The sequence below is a fragment of the Flavobacterium cheniae genome, from assembly GCF_004363695.1.
GTDB classification, from domain to species: domain Bacteria; phylum Bacteroidota; class Bacteroidia; order Flavobacteriales; family Flavobacteriaceae; genus Flavobacterium; species Flavobacterium cheniae.
Genome location: NZ_SNZC01000001.1, coordinates 79832 through 100376, shown reverse-complemented (window position 1 = coordinate 100376; position 20545 = coordinate 79832). Strand labels below are relative to the sequence as shown.

24 protein-coding genes are annotated in these 20545 nt (G+C 32.3%); 13 read left to right on the top strand and 11 right to left on the bottom strand.

Annotation, left to right across the window (positions count from 1 at the left end; translation table 11 throughout):
- The first annotated feature begins 1 nt into the window (after nucleotide 1).
- Nucleotides 2-850, top strand: coding sequence for an aldose 1-epimerase family protein (locus C8D80_RS00500; RefSeq protein ID WP_133606260.1), 849 nt, complete (start codon nucleotides 2-4; stop codon nucleotides 848-850).
- Here the strand turns inward: C8D80_RS00500 and C8D80_RS00495 are convergent.
- Nucleotides 845-2872 carry a hypothetical protein gene (locus C8D80_RS00495; RefSeq protein ID WP_133606259.1) on the bottom strand — a complete coding sequence of 676 codons (2028 nt, stop codon included), beginning with the start codon at nucleotides 2870-2872 and terminating at the stop codon, nucleotides 845-847. The genes C8D80_RS00500 and C8D80_RS00495 overlap by 6 nt on opposite strands.
- A 63-nt stretch (nucleotides 2873-2935) precedes the next feature.
- The gene (gene fabG, locus C8D80_RS00490; RefSeq protein ID WP_133606257.1) at nucleotides 2936-3682 is read right to left on the bottom strand and encodes a 3-oxoacyl-[acyl-carrier-protein] reductase; all 747 of its coding nucleotides are present in this window, start codon (nucleotides 3680-3682) and stop codon (nucleotides 2936-2938) included.
- Nucleotides 3683-3818: 136 nt separating this feature from the next.
- Between fabG and C8D80_RS00485 the strand changes: the two genes are divergently transcribed.
- Nucleotides 3819-5003 (top strand): cytochrome-c peroxidase, encoded by a 1185-nt coding sequence (locus C8D80_RS00485; protein WP_133606255.1) that lies wholly within the window; start codon nucleotides 3819-3821, stop codon nucleotides 5001-5003.
- Nucleotides 5004-5030: 27 nt separating this feature from the next.
- Here C8D80_RS00485 and C8D80_RS00480 read toward each other — a convergent pair whose 3' ends face one another.
- Together C8D80_RS00480 and C8D80_RS00475 are read right to left on the bottom strand one after the other, a co-directional pair.
- On the bottom strand, nucleotides 5031-6068 hold the full coding sequence (locus C8D80_RS00480; protein ID WP_133606253.1) for an RluA family pseudouridine synthase: 1038 nt from the start codon (nucleotides 6066-6068) through the stop codon (nucleotides 5031-5033).
- Nucleotides 6055-6714, bottom strand: a complete 660-nt coding sequence (locus C8D80_RS00475) for a PASTA domain-containing protein (protein WP_133606251.1) — start codon at nucleotides 6712-6714, stop codon at nucleotides 6055-6057. The genes C8D80_RS00480 and C8D80_RS00475 overlap by 14 nt, the downstream gene beginning before the upstream one ends.
- Before the next feature lie 179 nt (nucleotides 6715-6893).
- Here C8D80_RS00475 and C8D80_RS00470 point away from each other — a divergent pair, with 179 nt between their 5' ends.
- The 3 genes from C8D80_RS00470 (at nucleotide 6894) to C8D80_RS00460 (ending at nucleotide 9348) form a co-directional block, all read left to right on the top strand.
- The gene (locus C8D80_RS00470) at nucleotides 6894-7868 is read left to right on the top strand and encodes a D-alanine--D-alanine ligase (RefSeq protein ID WP_133606249.1); all 975 of its coding nucleotides are present in this window, start codon (nucleotides 6894-6896) and stop codon (nucleotides 7866-7868) included.
- A gap of 3 nt (nucleotides 7869-7871) precedes the next feature.
- Nucleotides 7872-8330, top strand: coding sequence for a pantetheine-phosphate adenylyltransferase (coaD, locus tag C8D80_RS00465; protein WP_133606247.1), 459 nt, complete (start codon nucleotides 7872-7874; stop codon nucleotides 8328-8330).
- A gap of 133 nt (nucleotides 8331-8463) precedes the next feature.
- Nucleotides 8464-9348, top strand: coding sequence for a choice-of-anchor V domain-containing protein (locus tag C8D80_RS00460; protein WP_133606245.1), 885 nt, complete (start codon nucleotides 8464-8466; stop codon nucleotides 9346-9348).
- A gap of 3 nt (nucleotides 9349-9351) precedes the next feature.
- On the opposite strand, the gene C8D80_RS00455 is transcribed toward C8D80_RS00460, so the two are convergent.
- Genes C8D80_RS00455 through C8D80_RS00445 form a run of 3 tightly spaced genes read right to left on the bottom strand, consistent with a single transcriptional unit; the run spans nucleotide 9352 to nucleotide 12094 of the window.
- Nucleotides 9352-9987 (bottom strand): class I SAM-dependent methyltransferase, encoded by a 636-nt coding sequence (locus C8D80_RS00455; RefSeq protein ID WP_133606243.1) that lies wholly within the window; start codon nucleotides 9985-9987, stop codon nucleotides 9352-9354.
- 16 nt (nucleotides 9988-10003) lie between these two features.
- Nucleotides 10004-10735: a DUF4348 domain-containing protein gene (locus tag C8D80_RS00450; protein ID WP_133606241.1), complete on the bottom strand. Its 732-nt coding sequence runs from the start codon at nucleotides 10733-10735 to the stop codon at nucleotides 10004-10006.
- Between the two features lie 12 nt (nucleotides 10736-10747).
- On the bottom strand, nucleotides 10748-12094 hold the full coding sequence (locus C8D80_RS00445) for a DEAD/DEAH box helicase (protein ID WP_133606239.1): 1347 nt from the start codon (nucleotides 12092-12094) through the stop codon (nucleotides 10748-10750).
- 95 nt (nucleotides 12095-12189) lie between these two features.
- Between C8D80_RS00445 and C8D80_RS00440 the strand changes: the two genes are divergently transcribed.
- Together C8D80_RS00440 and C8D80_RS00435 are read left to right on the top strand one after the other, a co-directional pair.
- Nucleotides 12190-13914 carry a M14 family zinc carboxypeptidase gene (locus C8D80_RS00440; protein WP_133606237.1) on the top strand — a complete coding sequence of 575 codons (1725 nt, stop codon included), beginning with the start codon at nucleotides 12190-12192 and terminating at the stop codon, nucleotides 13912-13914.
- Nucleotides 13915-13943: 29 nt separating this feature from the next.
- Nucleotides 13944-14594 (top strand): hypothetical protein, encoded by a 651-nt coding sequence (locus C8D80_RS00435; protein ID WP_133606234.1) that lies wholly within the window; start codon nucleotides 13944-13946, stop codon nucleotides 14592-14594.
- Nucleotides 14595-14606: 12 nt separating this feature from the next.
- On the opposite strand, the gene C8D80_RS00430 is transcribed toward C8D80_RS00435, so the two are convergent.
- Complete coding sequence (locus tag C8D80_RS00430; protein ID WP_133606232.1) at nucleotides 14607-15206, bottom strand: NUDIX hydrolase; 600 nt, start codon at nucleotides 15204-15206, stop codon at nucleotides 14607-14609.
- A gap of 7 nt (nucleotides 15207-15213) precedes the next feature.
- Here C8D80_RS00430 and pyrE point away from each other — a divergent pair, with 7 nt between their 5' ends.
- Both pyrE and C8D80_RS00420 read left to right on the top strand, forming a co-directional pair.
- Nucleotides 15214-15861 (top strand): orotate phosphoribosyltransferase, encoded by a 648-nt coding sequence (gene pyrE, locus C8D80_RS00425; RefSeq protein ID WP_133606230.1) that lies wholly within the window; start codon nucleotides 15214-15216, stop codon nucleotides 15859-15861.
- Between the two features lie 33 nt (nucleotides 15862-15894).
- Nucleotides 15895-16287, top strand: coding sequence for an SRPBCC family protein (locus C8D80_RS00420; protein WP_133606227.1), 393 nt, complete (start codon nucleotides 15895-15897; stop codon nucleotides 16285-16287).
- A gap of 47 nt (nucleotides 16288-16334) precedes the next feature.
- Here the strand turns inward: C8D80_RS00420 and C8D80_RS00415 are convergent, their stop codons facing one another.
- Nucleotides 16335-17456, bottom strand: a complete 1122-nt coding sequence (locus C8D80_RS00415; RefSeq protein WP_133606225.1) for a cysteine desulfurase family protein — start codon at nucleotides 17454-17456, stop codon at nucleotides 16335-16337.
- A gap of 121 nt (nucleotides 17457-17577) precedes the next feature.
- On the opposite strand from C8D80_RS00415, the gene C8D80_RS00410 reads away from it, so the two are divergent.
- Entirely contained in the window at nucleotides 17578-18081 is a 504-nt protein-coding gene (locus tag C8D80_RS00410) for a hypothetical protein (RefSeq protein WP_133606223.1), read from the top strand.
- Between the two features lie 87 nt (nucleotides 18082-18168).
- Here C8D80_RS00410 and C8D80_RS00405 read toward each other — a convergent pair whose 3' ends face one another.
- Together C8D80_RS00405 and C8D80_RS00400 are read right to left on the bottom strand one after the other, a co-directional pair.
- Nucleotides 18169-18729 carry a Smr/MutS family protein gene (locus C8D80_RS00405; protein ID WP_133606221.1) on the bottom strand — a complete coding sequence of 187 codons (561 nt, stop codon included), beginning with the start codon at nucleotides 18727-18729 and terminating at the stop codon, nucleotides 18169-18171.
- Nucleotides 18713-18910 carry a hypothetical protein gene (locus C8D80_RS00400; RefSeq protein ID WP_133606219.1) on the bottom strand — a complete coding sequence of 66 codons (198 nt, stop codon included), beginning with the start codon at nucleotides 18908-18910 and terminating at the stop codon, nucleotides 18713-18715. The genes C8D80_RS00405 and C8D80_RS00400 overlap by 17 nt, the downstream gene beginning before the upstream one ends.
- A 119-nt stretch (nucleotides 18911-19029) precedes the next feature.
- Here C8D80_RS00400 and C8D80_RS00395 point away from each other — a divergent pair, with 119 nt between their 5' ends.
- The 3 genes from C8D80_RS00395 to C8D80_RS00385 all read left to right on the top strand — a co-directional run bounded on the left by C8D80_RS00395 (nucleotide 19030) and on the right by C8D80_RS00385 (nucleotide 20539).
- Nucleotides 19030-19320, top strand: coding sequence for a DUF2752 domain-containing protein (locus C8D80_RS00395; RefSeq protein WP_133606217.1), 291 nt, complete (start codon nucleotides 19030-19032; stop codon nucleotides 19318-19320).
- Nucleotides 19321-19331: 11 nt separating this feature from the next.
- Nucleotides 19332-19658, top strand: a complete 327-nt coding sequence (locus tag C8D80_RS00390; RefSeq protein WP_133606215.1) for a CCC motif membrane protein — start codon at nucleotides 19332-19334, stop codon at nucleotides 19656-19658.
- A gap of 197 nt (nucleotides 19659-19855) precedes the next feature.
- Nucleotides 19856-20539, top strand: a complete 684-nt coding sequence (locus C8D80_RS00385; RefSeq protein WP_133606213.1) for a hypothetical protein — start codon at nucleotides 19856-19858, stop codon at nucleotides 20537-20539.
- The last annotated feature ends 6 nt before the right edge of the window (nucleotides 20540-20545 follow it).

Here is a 20545-nt window from a genome sequence, read left to right as displayed (position 1 = left end):
TATGATAATTACACTTTCAAATAACAAAATTTCGGCATCGATTAATACAATTGGTGCCGAATTAATTCGATTAGAAAAAGACAACCAAAATTATATTTGGACAGTTAATGAAACTTATTGGAACAAAACATCTCCCATTTTATTTCCAATTGTTGGAAGATTAAAAAATGATGCTTACACCATTGCTGATAAAAAATATGAATTGCCAAGACATGGTTTTGCCAGAAATTTCGAATTTCAAATTCTAAATCAAACCGAAAATTCTGTTGTTTTTGTATTGGAAAGTAATTCTGAAACGTTAAAAAATTATCCGTTTGAATTTCAATTACAATTGGAATATGAATTAGACGGAAATGAATTAAAAATGAAATATTCTGTTGAAAACAGATCGGAAGTAACTATGCCTTTTTCCATAGGAGCACATCCGGCATTTGCCATTGAAGATTCTTTTTCAAACTACTCCTTACAATTTAATGAAGCAGAGGAATTTGTATCCTATGAATTAGAAAACGAACAGTTTAGCAATTCATTCCGGAAAATAAATTCAGAAAACGGACAGATTGATTTAGATTATTCGCTTTTTGAAAAAGATGCTTTGGTTTTCAAACATTTAAAATCGGATAAGCTTACACTTTTAAAAGGTAATCAGCCATATCTTTCCGTTGAATTTGAAGGATTTCCTTATTTAGGGATTTGGACCAAACCAAACGCTCCATTTTTGTGTATTGAACCTTGGTGTGGTTTAGCAGATAACATAAATCATAATGGAAATATTTATGAAAAAGAAGGAATTCAACTATTAGAGAATAAATCTAACTTTCAAAGAAAAATCATAATCAACCTTTTATAACAATCCGTTATATTTTCTAACAAACCACTCGGTAGATAAAGCAAAAATTGCTAAAATTAATAACCAAATCCAATCGATAAGTGGTGATTTTTTTATAGTTTCTTTTTGTGTAGGAATATAATTTTCGTTTTCAAGTAACGATTTGATTATATTTTCTATTTGATTTGGATAATACACTTTTCCATTGGTATTGATTGCCAATTGCTCTAATCTAGATTTATCTGGATTTACGAATTGTTTTTCAATTTCAAAATCCAACACTTCAAAACTACCAGAAAAACTAGAATTTGATTGCTTTTCAGTTACTTTAAACGAATAATTTCCTGCCTCTAATCCATCTAAATTTACTTTATAAGAATTGGTAGCTTTAAGTAAATCGTACTTTTTAGACGCTTTTGTTTTAGAATTTATAACCTGAATTGTTAGTTGCGCTTTGTCGTCAAATTCATAGTTTTTATTGAAATATTCAGCTGTAATTTCAATGCTTTCGCCCGAATTATAAAAACTTTCATAAGTAACATTCAAATTCTTTTTTGAAGCATTTGTTACTAAAAACTGAATGATTTTATCAGTAAACAAATCAAAATCTTCAAAAGATTTTTTGTTTAAATTATTTTCTAATCGCCATTTCCAGATGTTTTCACCTAATAAATAAGTGTTTCTTTTGCTTCCATTTTCAGTAAATGTCAATAACGGATTTTGCAATTGCACATTTCTAATTCTTGCAGAAAGTAGTGTGTTTACATTGCTTTTTGCAGCAATAGTTCCAAATTTATGTTCCAAAGGTGGAAAATTTTCAAAACCAATATTAGCTTGCAAAAACAAATTAAAGTTCGAATCAAAAGTTGCCAAATAATCTTCTTTTTGTGCCGACATTTTAAACAACAAATCGTTTTGAACCTGATTTAAAAAATTAAAATCGGTTGCAGTTCCAGTGATAATAAATGTATTGATTTGGGCAACTTTATTTTGCTCAAAAATAGCTTTAAAAGAAGTGGTTGGTTGATATAAAATCAAAATATTGTAATTCTGTAATGACTTTACTTCCTCTGGTTTTAGGATTGATACTTTACGTTGCTGATTGGTTTCAATACTTCGTTTTAAAGCACCTAAATCTGGATGATTTATTGCAGAAATTAAAGCAATTTCACTACGTTGGTCAATTATTTCTACTGCAAAATTCTTAGTATTATTAACTGTGTTTTTTTCTTTTATGTTAGAAGAAATCACAGCTTTATATTTGGCAATTCCTACCTTGTCTGTATTTAATAAAACAGAAATAGACTGTGCTCTTTTATCTTTTGAAAAAGCAACTATTTGTTTGTGAATGGTTTGATTACCGTTCTGAATCGAAAAAGTAGTTGAAATAGACTGATTTCCATTGTATTGTAAGAATACTTCAACTGGAAATTTATTCTTTAAAAAAGCGTATTTGTTTACATTGATTTGATTGATTTTTAAATCGAAAACAGTTGTCGTATCGCCTAAAACAACAGGTAAAGCAGTAGTATTCTCTTGAAAACTAAACACATAATCATTCCCCATGGTTTGGTTTCCGTCTGTAAATAAAACTACTGGATAATTGGTGTTTCGGTATAACTGTTTTAAATTTTTAGCTACACCATCAATATGAGATTGATTGCCTTTAAAATCTAATTGTTCCAATGATTGAAATTCATCATCAAACGAAAACAATTGCACATCATATTTTTCCGAAATAGCTTTATTATCAGCAATTTTCTGATATAACTCTGAAGCTTCTTTCGTTGCTTTTAATTCGGAAATTGACTTAGAATTGTCAACAACAATTGGCAAAGGCGTTTTCTTAATTTCAGTGATTTTTCGACTGATAATTGGATTAATCAGCAATAAAAAGATAGAAAACAGACTAATAAAACGTAAAAAAGCCAAAAACCAGTACAATTTTGACTGATTTTTGACTTTATATAAATATTGATAAAACGACAATCCAGCAGCAATAATTACTGACAATAATAGAAGTAAAATTGTGCTTGTTGTCATTTTTTCTTTAAGTGATTAGTGAATAGTAATTAGTGAATAGCCATCTAATTACTAATTACTTTTTTATGTAAGCATTCCTCCGTCAACATTAATAACTTGTCCTGTAACATAAGCACTCATGTCAGAAGCTAAGAAAACACATACATTTGCTACATCCTCTGGAGTTCCTCCTCTTTTTAATGGAATAGCTTCTCTCCAACCTTTTACAACATCTTCGTTTAATTTTGCGGTCATTTCTGTTTCAATAAAACCTGGAGCGATCGCGTTGCAACGAATATTTCTTGAACCTAATTCTAATGCGATAGACTTAGTAAATCCGTTCATACCAGCTTTAGATGCAGCGTAGTTAGCTTGACCAGCATTTCCTTTTACTCCTACTACACTACTCATGTTAACGATAGAACCTTTGCGGTTTTTCAACATGATTTTTTGAACTGCTTTTGTCATATTGAAAACCGATTTCAAGTTGATTTCGATTACTTTATCAAAATCTTCTTCCGACATACGCATTAGCAAGTTATCCTTGGTGATTCCAGCATTATTGATTAAAACATCAATAGTTCCAAATTCAGCAATAACGTCATCCACTAATTTTTGAGCTTCGTTGAAATCTGCAGCGTTTGATTTGTATCCTTTTGCTTTAATTCCTAAAGCGTTTAATTCACTTTCTAAAGCCATTGCCGATTCTACAGACGAACTATAAGTAAAAGCAACATTTGCTCCTTGTTCTGCAAAAACTTTTGCTATACCGCTACCAATTCCACGGCTTGCACCAGTAATGATGGCAACTTTTCCTTCTAATAATTTCATGGTAAATATTCGTGTTAGTTTGTTTTTAAATAAAGTTCAAATATAGGAATATTTTAAAGTATAAAAAAAGCATGCTTTTAATTAAACCTTTTTTATTAAATGTTGTCCTATAATTACAAACCTAAAACTAACCATTATGAAAAACCAACTTATTTTAAGTCTATTAGCTATTTGTGGATTGACTTCTTGTAGTAATAATTCAGATGATAATTATGAAGAAATTCCTTCTTATCCTTTTGTTGAAGCTGAGTTTGGCTCAACAGTTGATCTTGGAAATCTAGCTAATTATGCGAATCAAACAGTTCCTGCATACATTATTAAAGATAATTCTCAAGGAAATTTAATTACTGACAAAGGTGCCACTTTAGGGAGAGTTTTATTTTATGATAAGAATTTATCTTCAAACAATACCATTTCATGTGCTAGTTGTCACAAACAAGAATTTGCATTTAGCGATACTAATGTAGCTAGTACTGGAGTTAATGGAACAACTGGAAGACATTCAATGCGTTTGATTAATTCGAGATTTGCATCTGAAACAAAATTCTTTTGGAATGAGCGTGCTTTAAATTTAGAAACACAAACTACAATGCCCATAAAAGATCATGGCGAAATGGGTTTTAGTGGCGAAAATGGTGATTTATCATTTGATGATTTAATTACTAAATTAAATGCAATTGGTTATTACAAAGAACTTTTCAAGTTTGTTTATGGTACCGAAGAAATTACAGAAGCTAAAATTCAAAGTGCTTTAGCTCAATTTATCAGAAGTATTCAATCATTTGATTCAAAATATGATGCTGGTAGAGCATTAGCTACTAATGACGGACAACCTTTTTCAAATTTTACAGCACAAGAGAATCAAGGCAAAAATTTATTTTTATCGCCTCCTGTTTTTAATACTAATGGCGTTAGAACAAGTGGTGGTTTAGGTTGTGCTGGTTGTCACAGAGCACCAGAATTTGATATCGATCCAAATACTTTAAACAACGGAATTATAGGTACAATTGCCGGAACAGGAATTGATACAGGAAACACAAGAGCACCTTCCCTTCGTGATTTAGTTAGAACAGATGGAACTACCAACGGCCCAATGATGCATACAGGAGTTATCACAACTTTGCAGGCCGCAATTGGGCACTATGGAACAATTAACTTAGCTCCCGGAAATAATAATTTAGACCCTAGATTAACACCAGGAGGCGTTGGTCAACAATTGAATTTAACGGCAACAGAAGTAAATGCAGTAATCGCATTTTTAAGAACACTTTCAGGAACAGATGTTTATACCAATACAAAATGGTCTAATCCATTTAATTAAAAAAAGCCCCAAATGGGGCTTTTTAAATTATTCTTCTATAAACGTTTGTGCTTTTGAATACACACGCCATTTTTCAATACATTCCTGTAAATCTTGTGGAATTGGTGTATCAAAACGTAAAAATTCTTTTGTGATAGGATGTTCAAATCCTAATGTTTTTGCATGAAGTGCTTGTCTTGGTAATACTTTAAAACAATTGTCTACAAACTGTTTGTATTTTGTAAATGTGGTTCCTTTTAAGATGGAATCACCGCCATAACGCTCGTCATTAAAAAGTGTGTGACCAATATGTTTCATATGCACACGTATTTGGTGTGTTCTACCTGTTTCTAATTGACACGAAACCAAGGTTACATAACCAAATCGCTCTAAAACCTTATAATGCGTTACTGCATGTTTTCCTTTTTCGTCACTTTCATGAACCGCCATTCGCATTCTATTCGTATCATGACGACCAATGTTACCTTCTACAGTTCCTTCATCTTCTTCGATATTTCCCCAAACTAAAGCAACATATTCTCTTTCCGAAGTTTTTTCTGCAAACTGCTTTGTCAAATAAGCCATTGCATGTTCGGTTTTAGCCACGACTAATAAACCTGTTGTATCTTTATCTATACGATGCACCAAACCTGGTCTTTCAGAACTATTCATTGGTAAATTCTCAAAATGATACGCTAACGCATTCACTAAAGTTCCAGAATAATTTCCGTGACCTGGATGCACAACCATTCCTGCTGGTTTATTAATCACCAACAATTGATCGTCTTCATAAACAATGTCTAACGGAATATTTTCAGGTGTTAGCAATTGCTCATAAGTTGGGTGTGCCAATACTAAACGTACGACATCTCCAGCTTTCACTTTGTAATTGGATTTTACCGCAACATCGTTTACTAAAATAGAACCATTTTCTGCTGCTTGTTGAATTTTATTTCGGGTTGTATTTTCAATCATGTTCATCAAAAATTTATCCACACGCAAGGCCGATTGCCCTTTGCTTGCTTCAAAACGATGATGTTCGTATAACTCGTCTTCGAGTTCGTTTCCTACATTATAATCCGCCATTTTCTTCTTTAAATTCTACTGGTTCTGTTACGCCTTCTTCTGCTGGTGGTAATGTATCTGCTGGTTCTTCAGAACTAAAAGTTTCTTCATTAAACACTTCTTTTCCATCTCCTAAAACAAAATCTAAAACAGAGTTTTTCTTCACCTTATCTCCTGCTCTTAAACGTCTTCCGTTTTGGTAAATTTGCAATACCACATCTTTAGCAATATGCGGTTTATAAGTAACTTTACCTTCTTTCAACGTTAATGATTTTATGGTAGCCGAAATTTGTCGGAACGTTTTGTCTTTGAATTCTGGAATGGTAATATCTGTAAACTCGCCAGCGTTTAATTTTACATAGACTTTTCTACCGTCTTTTACTAAACTTCCTGCTTTAGGATCTTGTTCTAAAATAGTAAAAGGCGGAAAATCAGCATTGAATTCTACTGTATCTAGTAGAAAAACTTCTAAATCCAGTTCGTTCAGTTTTTCTTCAGCGACTTCCAACTTCATTTTTGATAAATCGGGCACTTTGATTTCCTGACCATGATTGGTTCTGAAATCTAAAAATTGAATTACTAAAAAAGTAAAACCCACTACTATTGCAGCAGCTAAAAAAGCTTGAGTAAAAAATGTCCTACTTGTTAAATATTTAAATAAACTCATACAAAATGATATTTTGACAAAGATATAAAATTCAAAAAGAAATTACGATGCAATTCATTTTGATTTCTTCACACATTTAAAACGAATGAATTGCAAAAATATTTCTTTGGTAAACGAATAAAAGAACTTGAAATCTCAATAAATAATGTAATTTTGTGTATATCAATTTGAAATTTACAATGAAAAACGTAGCCATTATCATGGGAGGTTACTCTAGCGAGTACAAAATTTCGTTAACTAGCGGAAATGTAGTATTTAACAACATTAATCGTGCAAAATTTAATCCATACCGCATTCATATTTTTAAAGAAAAATGGGTGTATGTAGACGAAAATGATGCCGAATTCCCTATTGATAAAAACGATTTTTCAGTTACGGTTAATGGAATGAAAATCAATTTTGATGTGGTTTTTAATGCCATTCATGGAACACCTGGCGAAGATGGCTTAATGCAAGCGTATTTCGAATTACTAAATATCCCTCAAACTTCGTGCGATTATTATCAAGCAGCGTTAACATTCAATAAACGTGATATGTTATCTGTTTTAAAACCTTACGGAATCAGAACGGCGGAATCGTACTATTTGAATTTAGGCGATGAAATTAACGTAGACACCATTTTAGCGAAAGTGGGTTTACCATGTTTCGTAAAACCAAATAAATCCGGCTCAAGTTTCGGAATTTCGAAAGTAAAAACTAGAGAAGAATTTCTTCCAGCTATTGAAAACGCTTATAAAGAAGACGACGAAATCATTATTGAAAGCTTCCTTGACGGAACAGAAGTCTCTGTTGGAGTTATAAATTATAAAGGAACAGTTACCGTTTTACCAATTACCGAAATTGTATCCGAAAACGACTTTTTTGATTACGAAGCGAAATATTTAGGTAAATCTAAAGAAATTACGCCAGCCAGAATTTCAGAAGAATTGAAAGTAAAAATAGAAACGGTTGCTAAAAGAGCTTACGAAGTATTGAAAATGAAAGGTTTTTCGAGAAGTGAATTCATTATCGTAAACAATGAACCTCATATGTTAGAAATGAACACGATTCCAGGCTTAACTACCGAAAGTATTTTACCACAACAAGCAAGAGAAGCAGGAATTTCATTACCTGAATTGTTTGAAAACGCTATTGAATTGGCTTTAAAGAAGTAAACTATGAAAAAAGCAATATTTCCAGGTTCATTTGACCCAATTACCAACGGTCATTACGATATTATCAAAAGAGGCGTTTCTTTATTTGATGAAGTTATTGTAGCCATTGGCGTTAATGCTGAAAAAAAATACATGTTTTCATTAGAAGACAGAAAACGTTTTATTGAAGAAGCTTTTAAAGACGAACCTAAAGTAAAAGTTATCACTTACTCTGGTTTGACTATCGATTTATGTAAAAAAGAAAACGCAGAATTCATCTTACGTGGATTACGAAACCCCGCCGACTTTGAATTCGAAAAAGCCATCGCACACACCAACCGTGTCATGTCGAAAATTGAAACTGTTTTCTTGTTAACAGCCGCTCGAACTTCGTTTATCTCGTCAAGTATTGTGCGTGATGTGTTACGAAATGGTGGTGATATTTCCCAATTAGTTCCTGAATCGGTTTTAGCTAAGAAATAGATTAGTTTTCAAAAACTAGTAACTTTTCTTTGATAATTAAATTGAAGTTTTTCATAAGTTTTTCATAAGTTTTTCATTTTCATTTAATTAAAAATTAATATCTTTATATTATGAGCAATTAAAACAAAAAATTATGAAAAAAAAATTACTTTCTATCTCAGCATTATTAATGTTGTTTTTACTTTTTCAAAGTTTCAAATATTCTGAAAAAAAATCTGGATACTATATTCCAAAAGACTACCATAACAATTTAATGTATAGATCTACCGGGCCTGCAGCAAATGGACTTGGAGATCGAACTGGTAGCCCAATTGCAGGTGGTGGAACATGTACAGCTTGTCACGGTGGAGGTTCATATTCACCTTCAATCACTTTAAACATAACCGATAATTTAGGTAATCCAATTACAAATTATGTTGCTGGTGTAGAATATAATTTATCCTTTACTATTACTAATTCTAGTGGTACACCTGCTGGATATGGAATGCAAGCAACTGCTTTATTTGCTAACAACACTGCAGCAGGTACTTTTTCAACACCTTCATCAAATGCACAAATAATTCCCGTAAGCGGCAGAAGTTATTTTGAGCATAACATGAGAAGTACAACTTCTACTTTTACTTCAAAATGGACAGCTCCTTCAGCAGGAAATGGCGCGGTAACTTTTTATTTTGTAGGGAATGCAGTAAATGGGACTGGAGGAACCAGTGGAGATACCCCTACAGCTGCTACTACACGCACTTTAAATGAAACTTTAAGCACAAGTGATTTTACTTTTCAAAACAATATAAAATTAGAGCAAAACCCTATAAAAGATGCTTTAAAAATTAGCTTAACTGAACGTTATCAAAATATCGATTTAGAAATTTTTGATATCTCTGGAAAATCTATTTTCAATAAAAAGTATACTGATGTAAGCCTAATTAATGAAGATGTAAATTTATCTACTGGTGTTTACTTTGTAAAACTTAAAAATGAAGACAATTCAAAAGCTACTCTCAAATTGGTTAAAGAATAATTTTTAATTTTCAAATACAATTATTTTATCATAAACAGAAACCTTCGAAAATCGGAGGTTTTTTTGTATCCATTCCAAAGTTTTGGGTTGGTAAATAAAAACATGGGTAAAATCATCTTTGTAATACCAATTTTCAAAAGGTGTTTGGTTGTTATAAACCTCAGTTTTGCAAAATAATTTACCTTTCGGAAGCAATAAGCTTTTTAATAATTCAAATTCTTGATACGGATGATGAAAATGCTCCATTACTTCGCAACACGAAACGTAATCGTATTTTTCTTTTAAAAGTGATGGTTCATTTGCGAAAAACAAATCGTAATTCTGAACTTGATAGTCTTTATCAGTCAACATTTTAGCAATAACCGGACCCGTTCCTGAACCGAAATCCAGACCTTTAGCTTCTGCAGTAAAATCATGCAATACAGCGTTCACAATTGGTGAAACAAACGCTTGGTAGCGTTCATCAAAAACATCATTATTGTGTTTTTCGTAGTGTTCTTTCTCTTTTTCAGCAGTTAAGAAAGTATCTTTTGGCCTGAAAATGCCATCGCAAGTATTACATTTATAAAACAAATGTTTAGGCTTTTCGCAAAAAAGCGTTGCTATGGAATTACATAATGGACAAGTTGGAGAAGTCATAAATCAAAATTATTGATTAAGTTGAATAATCTTCTGTTTTAACCAAAAACCAGTCATTATTAACTCTTTTGAAAGTGAACTTTATTAAAATTCCATTCCCGATTCCTCTGTAATAAATATTTCTAAAAACATTATTTGAATCAATATTTGCAAAAAAAAGTAAACTTTCTATTTCTTCAACAAGATTAAAATGATTCCATTTTTCTTTTTCTATTTTCTGTGAAATGGTCTGATAATCATCATCAAGAGAATAATCTTCTAAGGGAAATAAAATATGTTCTTTTTGATAAATACTATCTTTTGAGAATTTCATTAAAAAATCAACAAACTTTTTTTCGGGCAAATTATTAATGGAAATAGTATTAGAACCTGAAAACGTCCATTTCTGATTTATCTTTTCAAACTTATACTTTAAATTTTTAACTTTTTTAAAATCAAGAATTATCAAATCTTGTTTGTCTGAAAGGTTTTTTTCTTCAAAAACAGATAATGTATCCGAGTTCAAGTAAGCGACATAATCTTTCGATGAGAAAAAATTATAATCAATAGAATTGTCTTTATTGCTATTTTGAAGTCTTTTCTCAAAAATAAAACTTTCAAAAAATTCCATAAAAGAGGTTGTATCAATTGAAACAGTAGAATTTTCCTGATTCATTTCTACTGCTTTTTCCTGAAAACCTTCTAACTTTCTGTCATCAGATTTACATGAAAACAAACCAAATATTAGAATTAAAATCAAATATTTCATAGACCAACCTATTTACTCCTCCTCTTTCTTAATCACCTTTCTCGCTACTTCAATTTTATACTTTTTCCCTTTCATTTTCTCTTCTTTGATGTTTTGCAATAACGATTTTACTTTTGGATATTTCACCGCTACAAACGAAATAAAATCTTTTACTTCAATTAATCCAATATCGTCTTTTTCTAATTTTCCTTTTTGCGAAAAGAAACCTACAATGTCAATTTTATTCAACTTATTTTTCTTTCCTCCGCTGATGTAAAGCGTTTGGTATAGAGGCGCTTTTGGCAATGATTTCGCATTAGAAACATCTAATCTACGTTTGCCGTAATCAAAATAATCGGATTTCTTTTCGGTTTCGTGAATTAGGACATAAGCGGTTCCGGTTGCCAACATACGTGCGGTTCTTCCGTTTCTGTGTGTGAATTCGTCTTCTTTTGCGGGTAAATGGTAATGAATAACGTGTTTCATTTCTGGAATATCCAATCCACGCGCACCTAAATCAGTTGTAATCAAATACGAAACACTACCATTTCTAAACTGAATCAAAGCACGTTCACGCTCGTCTTGGTCTAATCCGCCGTGGTAATACGTAGAAATAATGCCTTTCTGCGATAACATTTCATGAATGCGTTCCACCGCTTCTCTGTGATTGCAAAAAATAATCGCAGCTTCAGAATTTAACGAACAAATCAACTGAAACAACGAATCAATTTTATCTTTGGATTTCGAAAATACGATGCGAACATCTAAATTATCGTTCTGTTTTTGGTTCGGAATAAAATCGATTACTTTCGGATCAATTACTTTGGTGTATTTCGGAATTTCCACACCAGAAGTCGCAGAAACTAAAATTCGTTTATTGGCTCTAGTGATTTTTCCAATGATATACGACATTTCTTCATGGAAACCCAATTGTAACGATTTGTCAAATTCGTCTAAAACATAGGTTTTGATGTTATCGGTAGCAAAACTTCCTCGGTCTAAATGATCGGCAATTCTTCCGGGTGTTCCAATTAACAACGCTGGTGGATTACTTAAATTATTGATTTCGATATCAATCGAATGGCCACCATAACACGTATTGACTTTGTAATGCGTGCCCATTTTTTTCCAAACTTGTTCAATTTGCAAACCTAATTCGCGCGAAGGTACTAAAATTAAGCATTGCACACCTTTTACATCTTCTTCTAATAATTGGAAAATAGGCAATAAAAACGCTAATGTTTTCCCCGAACCTGTTGGAGAAAGCAATAAAATATTATCTTCATTCAAAATAGCATGTTGCGCTACTTCTTGCATTTTGTTTAAACTTTGAATACCAAGATTCAATAGTACATTGTTGGAATATGGATTTTGACTCATGCGGCAAAGATAAAGCCAATTAATTAAAAATTACCAATTATAAAATTCTACCTCAAAAAGATTCTTTATTTTTGAAAATCAAATACAATTCTGCTATGCGTTTTTTAAAAATAAGTTTGCTTTTCTTTTCGATTTCTGTGTTTTCGCAAAATAATTTCACCACACCATTTGAACGTGGCAATGGCAATCAATCTACGACTTATGAAGAATGTATTGCGTTTTATGAAAAATTAGACGAAAGTTTTGCCAACATCCAAATGATTCACAAAGGAACTACCGATAGCGGAAAACCTCTGCATTTGGTACTTTTTTCAAGCGAAGGAAAATTTGATTTTGACGAATATTTCACTAAAAATAAAGCTGTAATTTTAATCAACAACGGAATTCATGCAGGTGAACCTGACGGAATTGACGCTACTATGATGTTGATACGCGATCTAGCCATGGGAAAAATCAAAACGGCTAAAAACACTTTAATTGCTGCTATTCCGGTGTATAGTGTTGGTGGAATGTTGAATCGAAATTCGCATTCAAGAGCCAATCAAAACGGACCAGAGGAATATGGTTTTAGAGGAAATGGGCGGAATTATGATTTGAATCGTGATTTTATTAAATCGGACACTAAAAATTCGAGAAGTTTTCAAAAGTTATTTACCGAATTAAATCCGGATATTTTCTTAGACAATCACGTTTCCAATGGTGCCGATTATCAATATACGTTTACTTGTATTGCAACCCAACACGAACGTTTGGGAAACAAATTAGGGAATTATTTCATCAACGAATTGTATCCTTCGGTGGTGAAAGACATGAATAAAAAGAAAATCGATGTGGTTCCGTATGTAAATGTGCACAGTACAACACCAGATAAAGGTTTTGAGCAATTTACTGATACACCAAGATATGCCACAGGTTATTCAACTTTATTCCACACCTTAGGATTTGTTCCCGAAACACACATGTTGAAAGTCTATAAAAAACGAGTGAAAGTTACTTACGAATTTATGGTCAGCACGATTGGTTTTGCAGATGCGAATTGGCAGAAAATCAAACAAATGCGAAAAGATGCATTGAACGAATATCAAGCAGGAATGCAATATCCATTGGATTGGGCAATTGATTCAACGAAAGTATCTTATATTGATTTCAAAGGCTATCAAGGCGGATACAAACCAAGTGATATTTCAGGAAAAGACCGCTTATTTTACGACAAAAGCAAACCGTTTACCAAGAAAATTCCGTTTTATGGTAATTATAAGCCAACGAAATTTGTAAACATTCCGAAAGCTTATGTTATTCCGCAATCGCAATGGCAAGTGTTGGATATTTTAAAATTGAATAATATTAATGCACATCGTATTCAAAATGACACAATTATTGAAGTAGAATCGTATAAAATTGAAAATTATCAAACCTCAAAATCGCCTTACGAGGGACATTACGGACATTACAATACGAAAGTTTCCAAATCGACTCAAAAAGTGAAGTTTTTCATGGGCGATTATGTGTTTTATACGAATCAAACTGGAGTAAAATATTTAGTAGAAACTTTAGAACCAGAAGCGGTAGACAGTTATTTCAATTGGAACTTCTTTGACCCTATTTTACAACAAAAAGAATATTTTTCGAGTTATGTTTTTGAAGATTTAGCCAAAGAATTCTTGGATAAAAATCCAAAAATCAAAGCCGAATTAGAACAAAAGAAACAAAACGACAAAGCTTTCGCTGAAAACGGCGCAGCACAATTGGATTGGGTTTACAGACAATCGCCTTATTATGAGAAGGCACATTTGCAGTATCCTGTTTATAGAGTGAATTAAATTTATATTAAAAAATCATTACTTAAAATATGAAAAAAAGATTCAAACATTATTTTATAATTCCAGTTTTATTTTTCAATAGTTTTTTATTCTCTCAAAATAATAAAATCGGAAAAGTAATAATAGAGAAATATATCAATAGTAATGATAAAGTAATTCAATCTACAACAGATTCAGAACTTGAATTTTTAAACAAAAGAAAACATGACATAATAATAAGAAATGATTCAGATAGCATTTTCTTGAAGTCAAATAAAAATGGACTATTTAAAATTCCAAAAAAATACTTTGATTCATGCAGTATTGTGGTAAATAATAATTTTAAAGAACTAAAAGAAGAGTTTGTATTCATTGATAGTTTTAAAGAAACTGATACAATAGAACTTAAAATAAGTGATTTTCATATTTCAAACAAAACTGATTCAACAAAGTCTCCGAATCTCTATGTTAAATACAATATTTTTCAAGCAGAAAAAGATTTTTTAAACAAAAAAAGAAGATATTTAATGATTGTAAGCTCATCATATTCTCCAAAATTTGTTAAAGAAATCGATTCTAAATCAAAAAAATACGGATTTGAAATTGAATATCTTGATGACATTAAAGGAACTCTTTCAGAACTTAGAATTATTTACAGATATAATAAAAGAATGTTTGAATTGTTAGGAATTAAAGATTGATTAGAATCCAATCTAAACCACTTTCTCCGCCTCAAACAACAACTTAATATTCTCGTACGAGTTTTCTAATAAAAACTTAATATCCTTTGGATTCACCCATTCTACACGTTCAATACCTTCATCGGCTTGGCCTTGAGGTGTGCCTTCGTATTTGGTACGCATTTCAAACCATTGGGTAATTTTTAGTTTGTAGCGACCGTTTCGTTTGAAAATATGGTAAGTTCTTTGTAGTTTTTCGGTGATGGCTAATCCGTTGACACCAGTTTCTTCTTCTACTTCGCGCATAGCGGTTTCTTCGATGGTTTCATTTTTTTCGGTACCGCCTTTTGGTAAATCCCACTTGCCGTTTCTAAAAATAAAAAGCACATCGCCGTCTTTGTTGTAAACCAATCCACCACCTGCTTTTTCCACAGGTAATTTCGCACGAAGTGTTTTCATGATTAACTTTTCATCGGGATGATACAGAAATGCTTTCTGAATTTTATGCTGAAAAATTTTAACAATCAACTTCTTGATATCAACACTTTCTAATAAAAAAAGTTTGAAATCAGTCTCCTTTTGAACTTGATTTGTCAAAAAAAGTGGCTTATCGTTCACAAAAACTTTATACATTTGCAATATGATTTTTAACAACAACACAGCACAACAAACAGCCGAATTGCTTTTACAAATAAACGCAATTAAATTAAATTCTAAAAATCCTTTTACATGGGCTTCAGGCTGGAAGTCTCCGATTTATTGTGATAACCGCATAATCCTTTCATTTCCAGCGGTTAGAAATTATATTCGCGATGAATTTGCCAAACATATTGAAGAAAAATTTGGCAAACCCGATGTAATTGCAGGCGTTGCAACAGGCGCAATTGGAATTGGTATACTTGTTGCAGAAGCAATGGGACTGCCTTTTGTATACGTTAGACCTGAACCAAAAAAACACGGAAGACAAAATCAAGTGGAAGGTTTCTTGCAAAAAGGACAAAATGTAGTTGTCGTAGAAGATTTAATTTCAACAGGTGGAAGTAGCTTATTAGCAGTTGAAGCTTTACGAAACGAAGGCGCTAACATCAAAGGAATGGCAGCGATTTTTACGTATGGTTTTCCCGTTTCAAAAGAACGTTTTGAAGCAGCCAATTTGGATGTTTTCACGTTAAGTAATTACGAAAACTTGTTACAAAAAGCGGTTGACAAACAATATGTTTCAGAAAACGAATTGGAAACGTTGAGTGCTTGGAACGCAAATCCAGCGGAGTGGAACGTAGAAGTTTAAACAAAAAAGATCAACAATAAATAAAAAAAACATATGAACTTAGAAAGTCCAAAAGTAAACGTAGCAAAATCGACTGAATACTTATTTAACGCTTTAAACGACGTAAAGAATTTCGAGAAATTAATGCCTGAAAATATCGCAAAATTTGAAGTAATCGACGAAAATTGCTTTGAATTCGGATTAAAAGGTATGCCAGAAATTAAATTAGTAAAAAAAGGTGGAACTCCAAACTCACAAATCGTTTTAGGAGCGGCTTCAAGCAAATTACCTTTTACCTTAACTGGAAACTTAAACGCAATTGACGCTGACAATACAGAAGTACAATTAGCTTTTGAAGGTGATTTCAACCCAATGATGGCCATGATGATCAAAGGACCAATCACAAAATTCATTGAGACATTGGCTCAGAATATGGGGAAATTGTAATTCTCTGATTTAAATAAAAATGAAAGTCCGTTTAAAACGGACTTTTTTTATGCTGTTTTCAAAGCCTCAACTAGCAAATCAATATCTTCTTTCGTATTAAAATGACTGAATGAGATTCTTAAACTTGGTTTTTTAGCTTCTTCTGGTGATAAAAACTCGGCTAAAACGTGCGATGGTTTGATGCTTCCACTTTGACAAGCGCTTCCGCGTGAAACGGCAATTCCTTTCATATCCAGCGTAAATAACAACATTGAAGTCTTTTCTTCTGATAATGGTAATTGCACATTCAAAAGGTTATAAAACGTGTTTTCTCCGTTGATTTTTACATCTGGAAATATATTTTTCAATTCCGAAAAGCAATAGTTTTTTAAATCGGAAATGTAATTGGTATCGTTTTCTAAATTCGCGCAAGCTAATTCTAACGCTTTTGCCATTCCTACGACTTGATGTACGGCTTCAGTTCCGGCGCGCATGCCTTTTTCTTGTTCGCCGCCAAAAATCATCGGTTGCAGCATGGAATTCTTTTTCAAATACGCAAACCCAATTCCTTTTGGACCATGAAATTTATGAGCAGAAGCCACTAAAAAGTCAATTCCTAACTCTTGCACATCTAAATTTGTTTTTCCAACAGATTGCACCGTATCGCAATGAAAAAGTGCTTTTGCATACTTGCATAAGTCCGAAACACGTTTGATGTCTAAAATCGTTCCAATTTCGTTATTAACGTGTATTAATGATACTAATGTTGGAACATCAGAATGTAATTTAGCCGCTAAACCTTGATAATCGATATTTCCATTTGACAAAACGTCAATATACTCGACTTGAATTCCGAATTCCTTTGCTAAATGTTCGGCCGTATGTAAAGTAGCGTGGTGCTCGATTTTAGACGTAATAATGCGTTTTATTCCCAAATCTTTAACAGCGCTTGTCAAAACCCAATTGGTGGCTTCTGTAGCACTTGACGTGAAAATAATTTCTGAAGCTTGTGCATTTAGTAGCTTAGCAATGGATTTTCGTGAAGATTCCAACAAAGTCTTGGCACTTCTCCCAAAACTATGCGTTGAAGATGGGTTCCCGAAATCATTTTGAAGCACGTTCATCATTGCAGTAATAACTTCTGGATGAATAGGCGTGGTTGCGGCGTTATCTAAATACACTTTTCTCATACGGCAAAGATACAAATCATTTTATTTTAGAAGTCTTAAATTCAATTCGTGCTGAAATTAACAAACTTTAGCAAATTAATAAATTAAAACCTTTATTTTTGTTGCATAAATCGATGAATAAATGAAAAAACTTATAGTTTTAGTAGCCTCAGTTTTTATGCTACAAGCCTGTGATGACGGCGATATTACGTTAGAATCTTTCAATTTTGATACGGTAAACATTCAAGAATGCACAGATAATAATTTGATTTTTAAAATTAATGGTGATGAAATGTTGTTAATCAATATTCCAGAATCGAGTTTTGCAAACGTTGAAACGCCTGATGGAAGTCCAAGAATAGTTAACGTAAGTTCAACCAATCAAATTATTTACAGAATTTACTCTGGAACTGTAACTTCAAATAATATTTGCGCTACAATTCCGCCAGCAACTCCTGTTGTTCAAGACGAATGGAATGCTACTGGGGGAACAATTGAAATTATCACAGATGCACTTTATGCTATAGATGGAGTTACAATAACTGGATATACACACAACATTAAATTTGTAAATGTGAACTTTTCTGGAAGTTCAAATTCGTTTAGTTTTACGGAATATAATTTTGGTAATTACGAAACAAACTAAGAATCCAAAACATAAAAATCAAAAGGACTATTCAAAATTGAGTAGTCCTTTTTTTTATTTCTAGAAGTGAAATTTTAATTGAAAACTTTACTTCACATTTTGCTTAATGTAAACTTCGGTTGCTCCCAAACCATATTTTTGATAGTTCGCATCTTGGAACGAAATGGTGTCATAGCGACCCAACATAAAATCCAATTCGGCCTTCAAAACACCTTCACCAACACCATGAATAAAGACCACTTTTGGCATTCGATTTTTGATAGCAAAATCGAGTTGTCTTTTTGCAGTTTCCATTTGCAAAGTGAGAATATCATAGTTGCTCATTCCACGTTTTGAAGACACTAATTTTTCGATGTGCAAATCAACTTCTAAGACAAATTCATCCTTACGAGAACGCTTTTCTTTGACAAAACTGCGCTTTTTTGGCTCTTCTTTATCTTTTAAAACCGAACCTAAACTTTGAGTTGAAAAAAAACCACTTAACTCATTGGAATTGTTTATTTTAATCAACTCGTTGACAAAAAATGTCATCACGAATTTATCAGTTGTTTCCACTGAAATTTCATTGTTTTGAACCTTAATTACTACTCCGGAGATGTCGTCGTCTAAAACCGCAACCTTATCTCCTATTTCAAACTTCTGTGCCATTTTCTTCTTCGTTTTCTCCATCATTTTTAGATGGAATTTTCTTCATCAATCTGAATAATCCAAACATAAAAACAGCCATTGCTCCTATCATAATAAATCGATTTGGAGCTGGTTTTGATTGTTCAATCATAGCAAAAATTCCGACTGCGGCGAACATCAAAATGTATAAAAATTGCTTCATATTTCTTTCTCTTAAATAATACTTTTTTCTGGTTTCAAAAATAGTCTTTTTAAATTTAGTATTTGATTGTGAACTTTTTTTTGTAAACTTGTAAAACAAATCTGATAGTAAAAAGCGGTATGGAAAAACATATGTTGCCTTGTATGAACAAACAACTTTTTGGAGTTGAATGTCCGGGTTGTGGCACGCAAAGAGCCATAGCTTTTTTATTAGAAGGAGAATTTTATGAAGCCTTTAAAATCTTTCCTGCTATCTATACTTTAGGTTTATTTTTTATTCTTTTAGGTCTACACCTATTGGACAAGAAAAGAAATTATGCTAAATTAGTTATCGCTAGCGCTATTTTAAATGGTGCCGTAATTCTGATAGCTTATCTTATCAAAATTTATTTCAATACCGTAACCAATTAAACTTTATCAATATGGAAAATCAAAAATTACCTAATGCCACCGCAGTACTTATTCTGGGGATTTTTTCAATCTTAACTTGTTGTTGTTATGGAATTATTAGCATTATCCTTGGAGCTATTGGATTAGTTTTAGCAAATAAAGATGCTAAACTATATGCCGAAAACCCGAGTGCATACACTAACTATAACAATTTGAAAATAGGTAAAATTCTAAGTATCATTGGAATTGCATTAGGAGTTATTTACTTAATTTATGTAATATTTTTATTCTCTACATTAGGAATGGAAGGCATTGAACAAATGCAACAAGAAATGATGAGAAGATACGGATCACAATAAACATAAGAATTTTTACATCACTAAAAAGAACGCTATCAACAAGTTAGCGTTCTTTTTTTATTTAATAACAACTCATTAACAAATTGTTTACAACACTTTTTTTGAGTTTGGCACAGCAATTGGAAATACCTAATCAAGCAACAAGTTTTAGAAACGAATTTTAAAATGAAATTGCCCAACTTTTAAATTGTTGTATCATGAAAAAAATTACACTTTTAGTAGTAGCCAGTATCCTTCTGGTAGGGAACTTGGCTTTAGCGTCAGAAAACCCTGTTTTTTCTGACAACACAAACAGAAGAGGTTATTACATCGATTATAGAGATGCAGAACCAATTATCTTCAGAGAACGTGGTATTGAGTTTATGTTGTTTCCAAATGGAGAATTTGATTTCAATACAAGACCTTCAGGACCAAGATATCATGTAAACGGAACAAATGGTGCTCCCGGAACTAGAGGTTATTACGGCCCTTCTGAAAGAGGAATCCGTGTAGAACACGATAACTTTGGCAGAATAAGACGCGTAGGAAATGTTTACATCAACTACGACGCTTTTGGAAGAGTAAAACGTATTGGAACTATTTATATGAGCTATAACAGCTTTGCTGTAACTAAAGTAGGTAACATGCGAATTGTTTACGACAGAAGAGGACGAATTGTAGATGTATATGGTTTTATCAACCACGCTAACGGCGGTTACATCTACAACCCTGGAACTCATTACTCAGGTGGAAACGGACATTATGATGATGACGATGATTACGGTGACGATTATAATGACGATGACTATTACTACTACAGAAAAGACGGTTCTAAAGTAAAAATGTCTGATGATGACGTAAAAGAAATCAAAAGAGAAACTTTAGAAGTTAAAAGAAAATAAAAATTG

What these genes read in the sequence shown, in the direction of transcription:
- C8D80_RS00500 (WP_133606260.1), top strand. Translation starts at nt 2, where the DNA reads ATGATAATTACACTTTCAAATAACAAAATTTCGGCATCGATTAATACA.
- C8D80_RS00495 (WP_133606259.1), bottom strand. Translation starts at nt 2,872, where the DNA reads ATGACAACAAGCACAATTTTACTTCTATTATTGTCAGTAATTATTGCT.
- fabG (WP_133606257.1), bottom strand. Translation starts at nt 3,682, where the DNA reads ATGAAATTATTAGAAGGAAAAGTTGCCATCATTACTGGTGCAAGCCGT.
- C8D80_RS00485 (WP_133606255.1), top strand. Translation starts at nt 3,819, where the DNA reads ATGAAAAACCAACTTATTTTAAGTCTATTAGCTATTTGTGGATTGACT.
- C8D80_RS00480 (WP_133606253.1), bottom strand. Translation starts at nt 6,068, where the DNA reads ATGGCGGATTATAATGTAGGAAACGAACTCGAAGACGAGTTATACGAA.
- C8D80_RS00475 (WP_133606251.1), bottom strand. Translation starts at nt 6,714, where the DNA reads ATGAGTTTATTTAAATATTTAACAAGTAGGACATTTTTTACTCAAGCT.
- C8D80_RS00470 (WP_133606249.1), top strand. Translation starts at nt 6,894, where the DNA reads ATGAAAAACGTAGCCATTATCATGGGAGGTTACTCTAGCGAGTACAAA.
- coaD (WP_133606247.1), top strand. Translation starts at nt 7,872, where the DNA reads ATGAAAAAAGCAATATTTCCAGGTTCATTTGACCCAATTACCAACGGT.
- C8D80_RS00460 (WP_133606245.1), top strand. Translation starts at nt 8,464, where the DNA reads ATGAAAAAAAAATTACTTTCTATCTCAGCATTATTAATGTTGTTTTTA.
- C8D80_RS00455 (WP_133606243.1), bottom strand. Translation starts at nt 9,987, where the DNA reads ATGACTTCTCCAACTTGTCCATTATGTAATTCCATAGCAACGCTTTTT.
- C8D80_RS00450 (WP_133606241.1), bottom strand. Translation starts at nt 10,735, where the DNA reads ATGAAATATTTGATTTTAATTCTAATATTTGGTTTGTTTTCATGTAAA.
- C8D80_RS00445 (WP_133606239.1), bottom strand. Translation starts at nt 12,094, where the DNA reads ATGAGTCAAAATCCATATTCCAACAATGTACTATTGAATCTTGGTATT.
- C8D80_RS00440 (WP_133606237.1), top strand. Translation starts at nt 12,190, where the DNA reads ATGCGTTTTTTAAAAATAAGTTTGCTTTTCTTTTCGATTTCTGTGTTT.
- C8D80_RS00435 (WP_133606234.1), top strand. Translation starts at nt 13,944, where the DNA reads ATGAAAAAAAGATTCAAACATTATTTTATAATTCCAGTTTTATTTTTC.
- C8D80_RS00430 (WP_133606232.1), bottom strand. Translation starts at nt 15,206, where the DNA reads ATGTATAAAGTTTTTGTGAACGATAAGCCACTTTTTTTGACAAATCAA.
- pyrE (WP_133606230.1), top strand. Translation starts at nt 15,214, where the DNA reads ATGATTTTTAACAACAACACAGCACAACAAACAGCCGAATTGCTTTTA.
- C8D80_RS00420 (WP_133606227.1), top strand. Translation starts at nt 15,895, where the DNA reads ATGAACTTAGAAAGTCCAAAAGTAAACGTAGCAAAATCGACTGAATAC.
- C8D80_RS00415 (WP_133606225.1), bottom strand. Translation starts at nt 17,456, where the DNA reads ATGAGAAAAGTGTATTTAGATAACGCCGCAACCACGCCTATTCATCCA.
- C8D80_RS00410 (WP_133606223.1), top strand. Translation starts at nt 17,578, where the DNA reads ATGAAAAAACTTATAGTTTTAGTAGCCTCAGTTTTTATGCTACAAGCC.
- C8D80_RS00405 (WP_133606221.1), bottom strand. Translation starts at nt 18,729, where the DNA reads ATGGCACAGAAGTTTGAAATAGGAGATAAGGTTGCGGTTTTAGACGAC.
- C8D80_RS00400 (WP_133606219.1), bottom strand. Translation starts at nt 18,910, where the DNA reads ATGAAGCAATTTTTATACATTTTGATGTTCGCCGCAGTCGGAATTTTT.
- C8D80_RS00395 (WP_133606217.1), top strand. Translation starts at nt 19,030, where the DNA reads ATGGAAAAACATATGTTGCCTTGTATGAACAAACAACTTTTTGGAGTT.
- C8D80_RS00390 (WP_133606215.1), top strand. Translation starts at nt 19,332, where the DNA reads ATGGAAAATCAAAAATTACCTAATGCCACCGCAGTACTTATTCTGGGG.
- C8D80_RS00385 (WP_133606213.1), top strand. Translation starts at nt 19,856, where the DNA reads ATGAAAAAAATTACACTTTTAGTAGTAGCCAGTATCCTTCTGGTAGGG.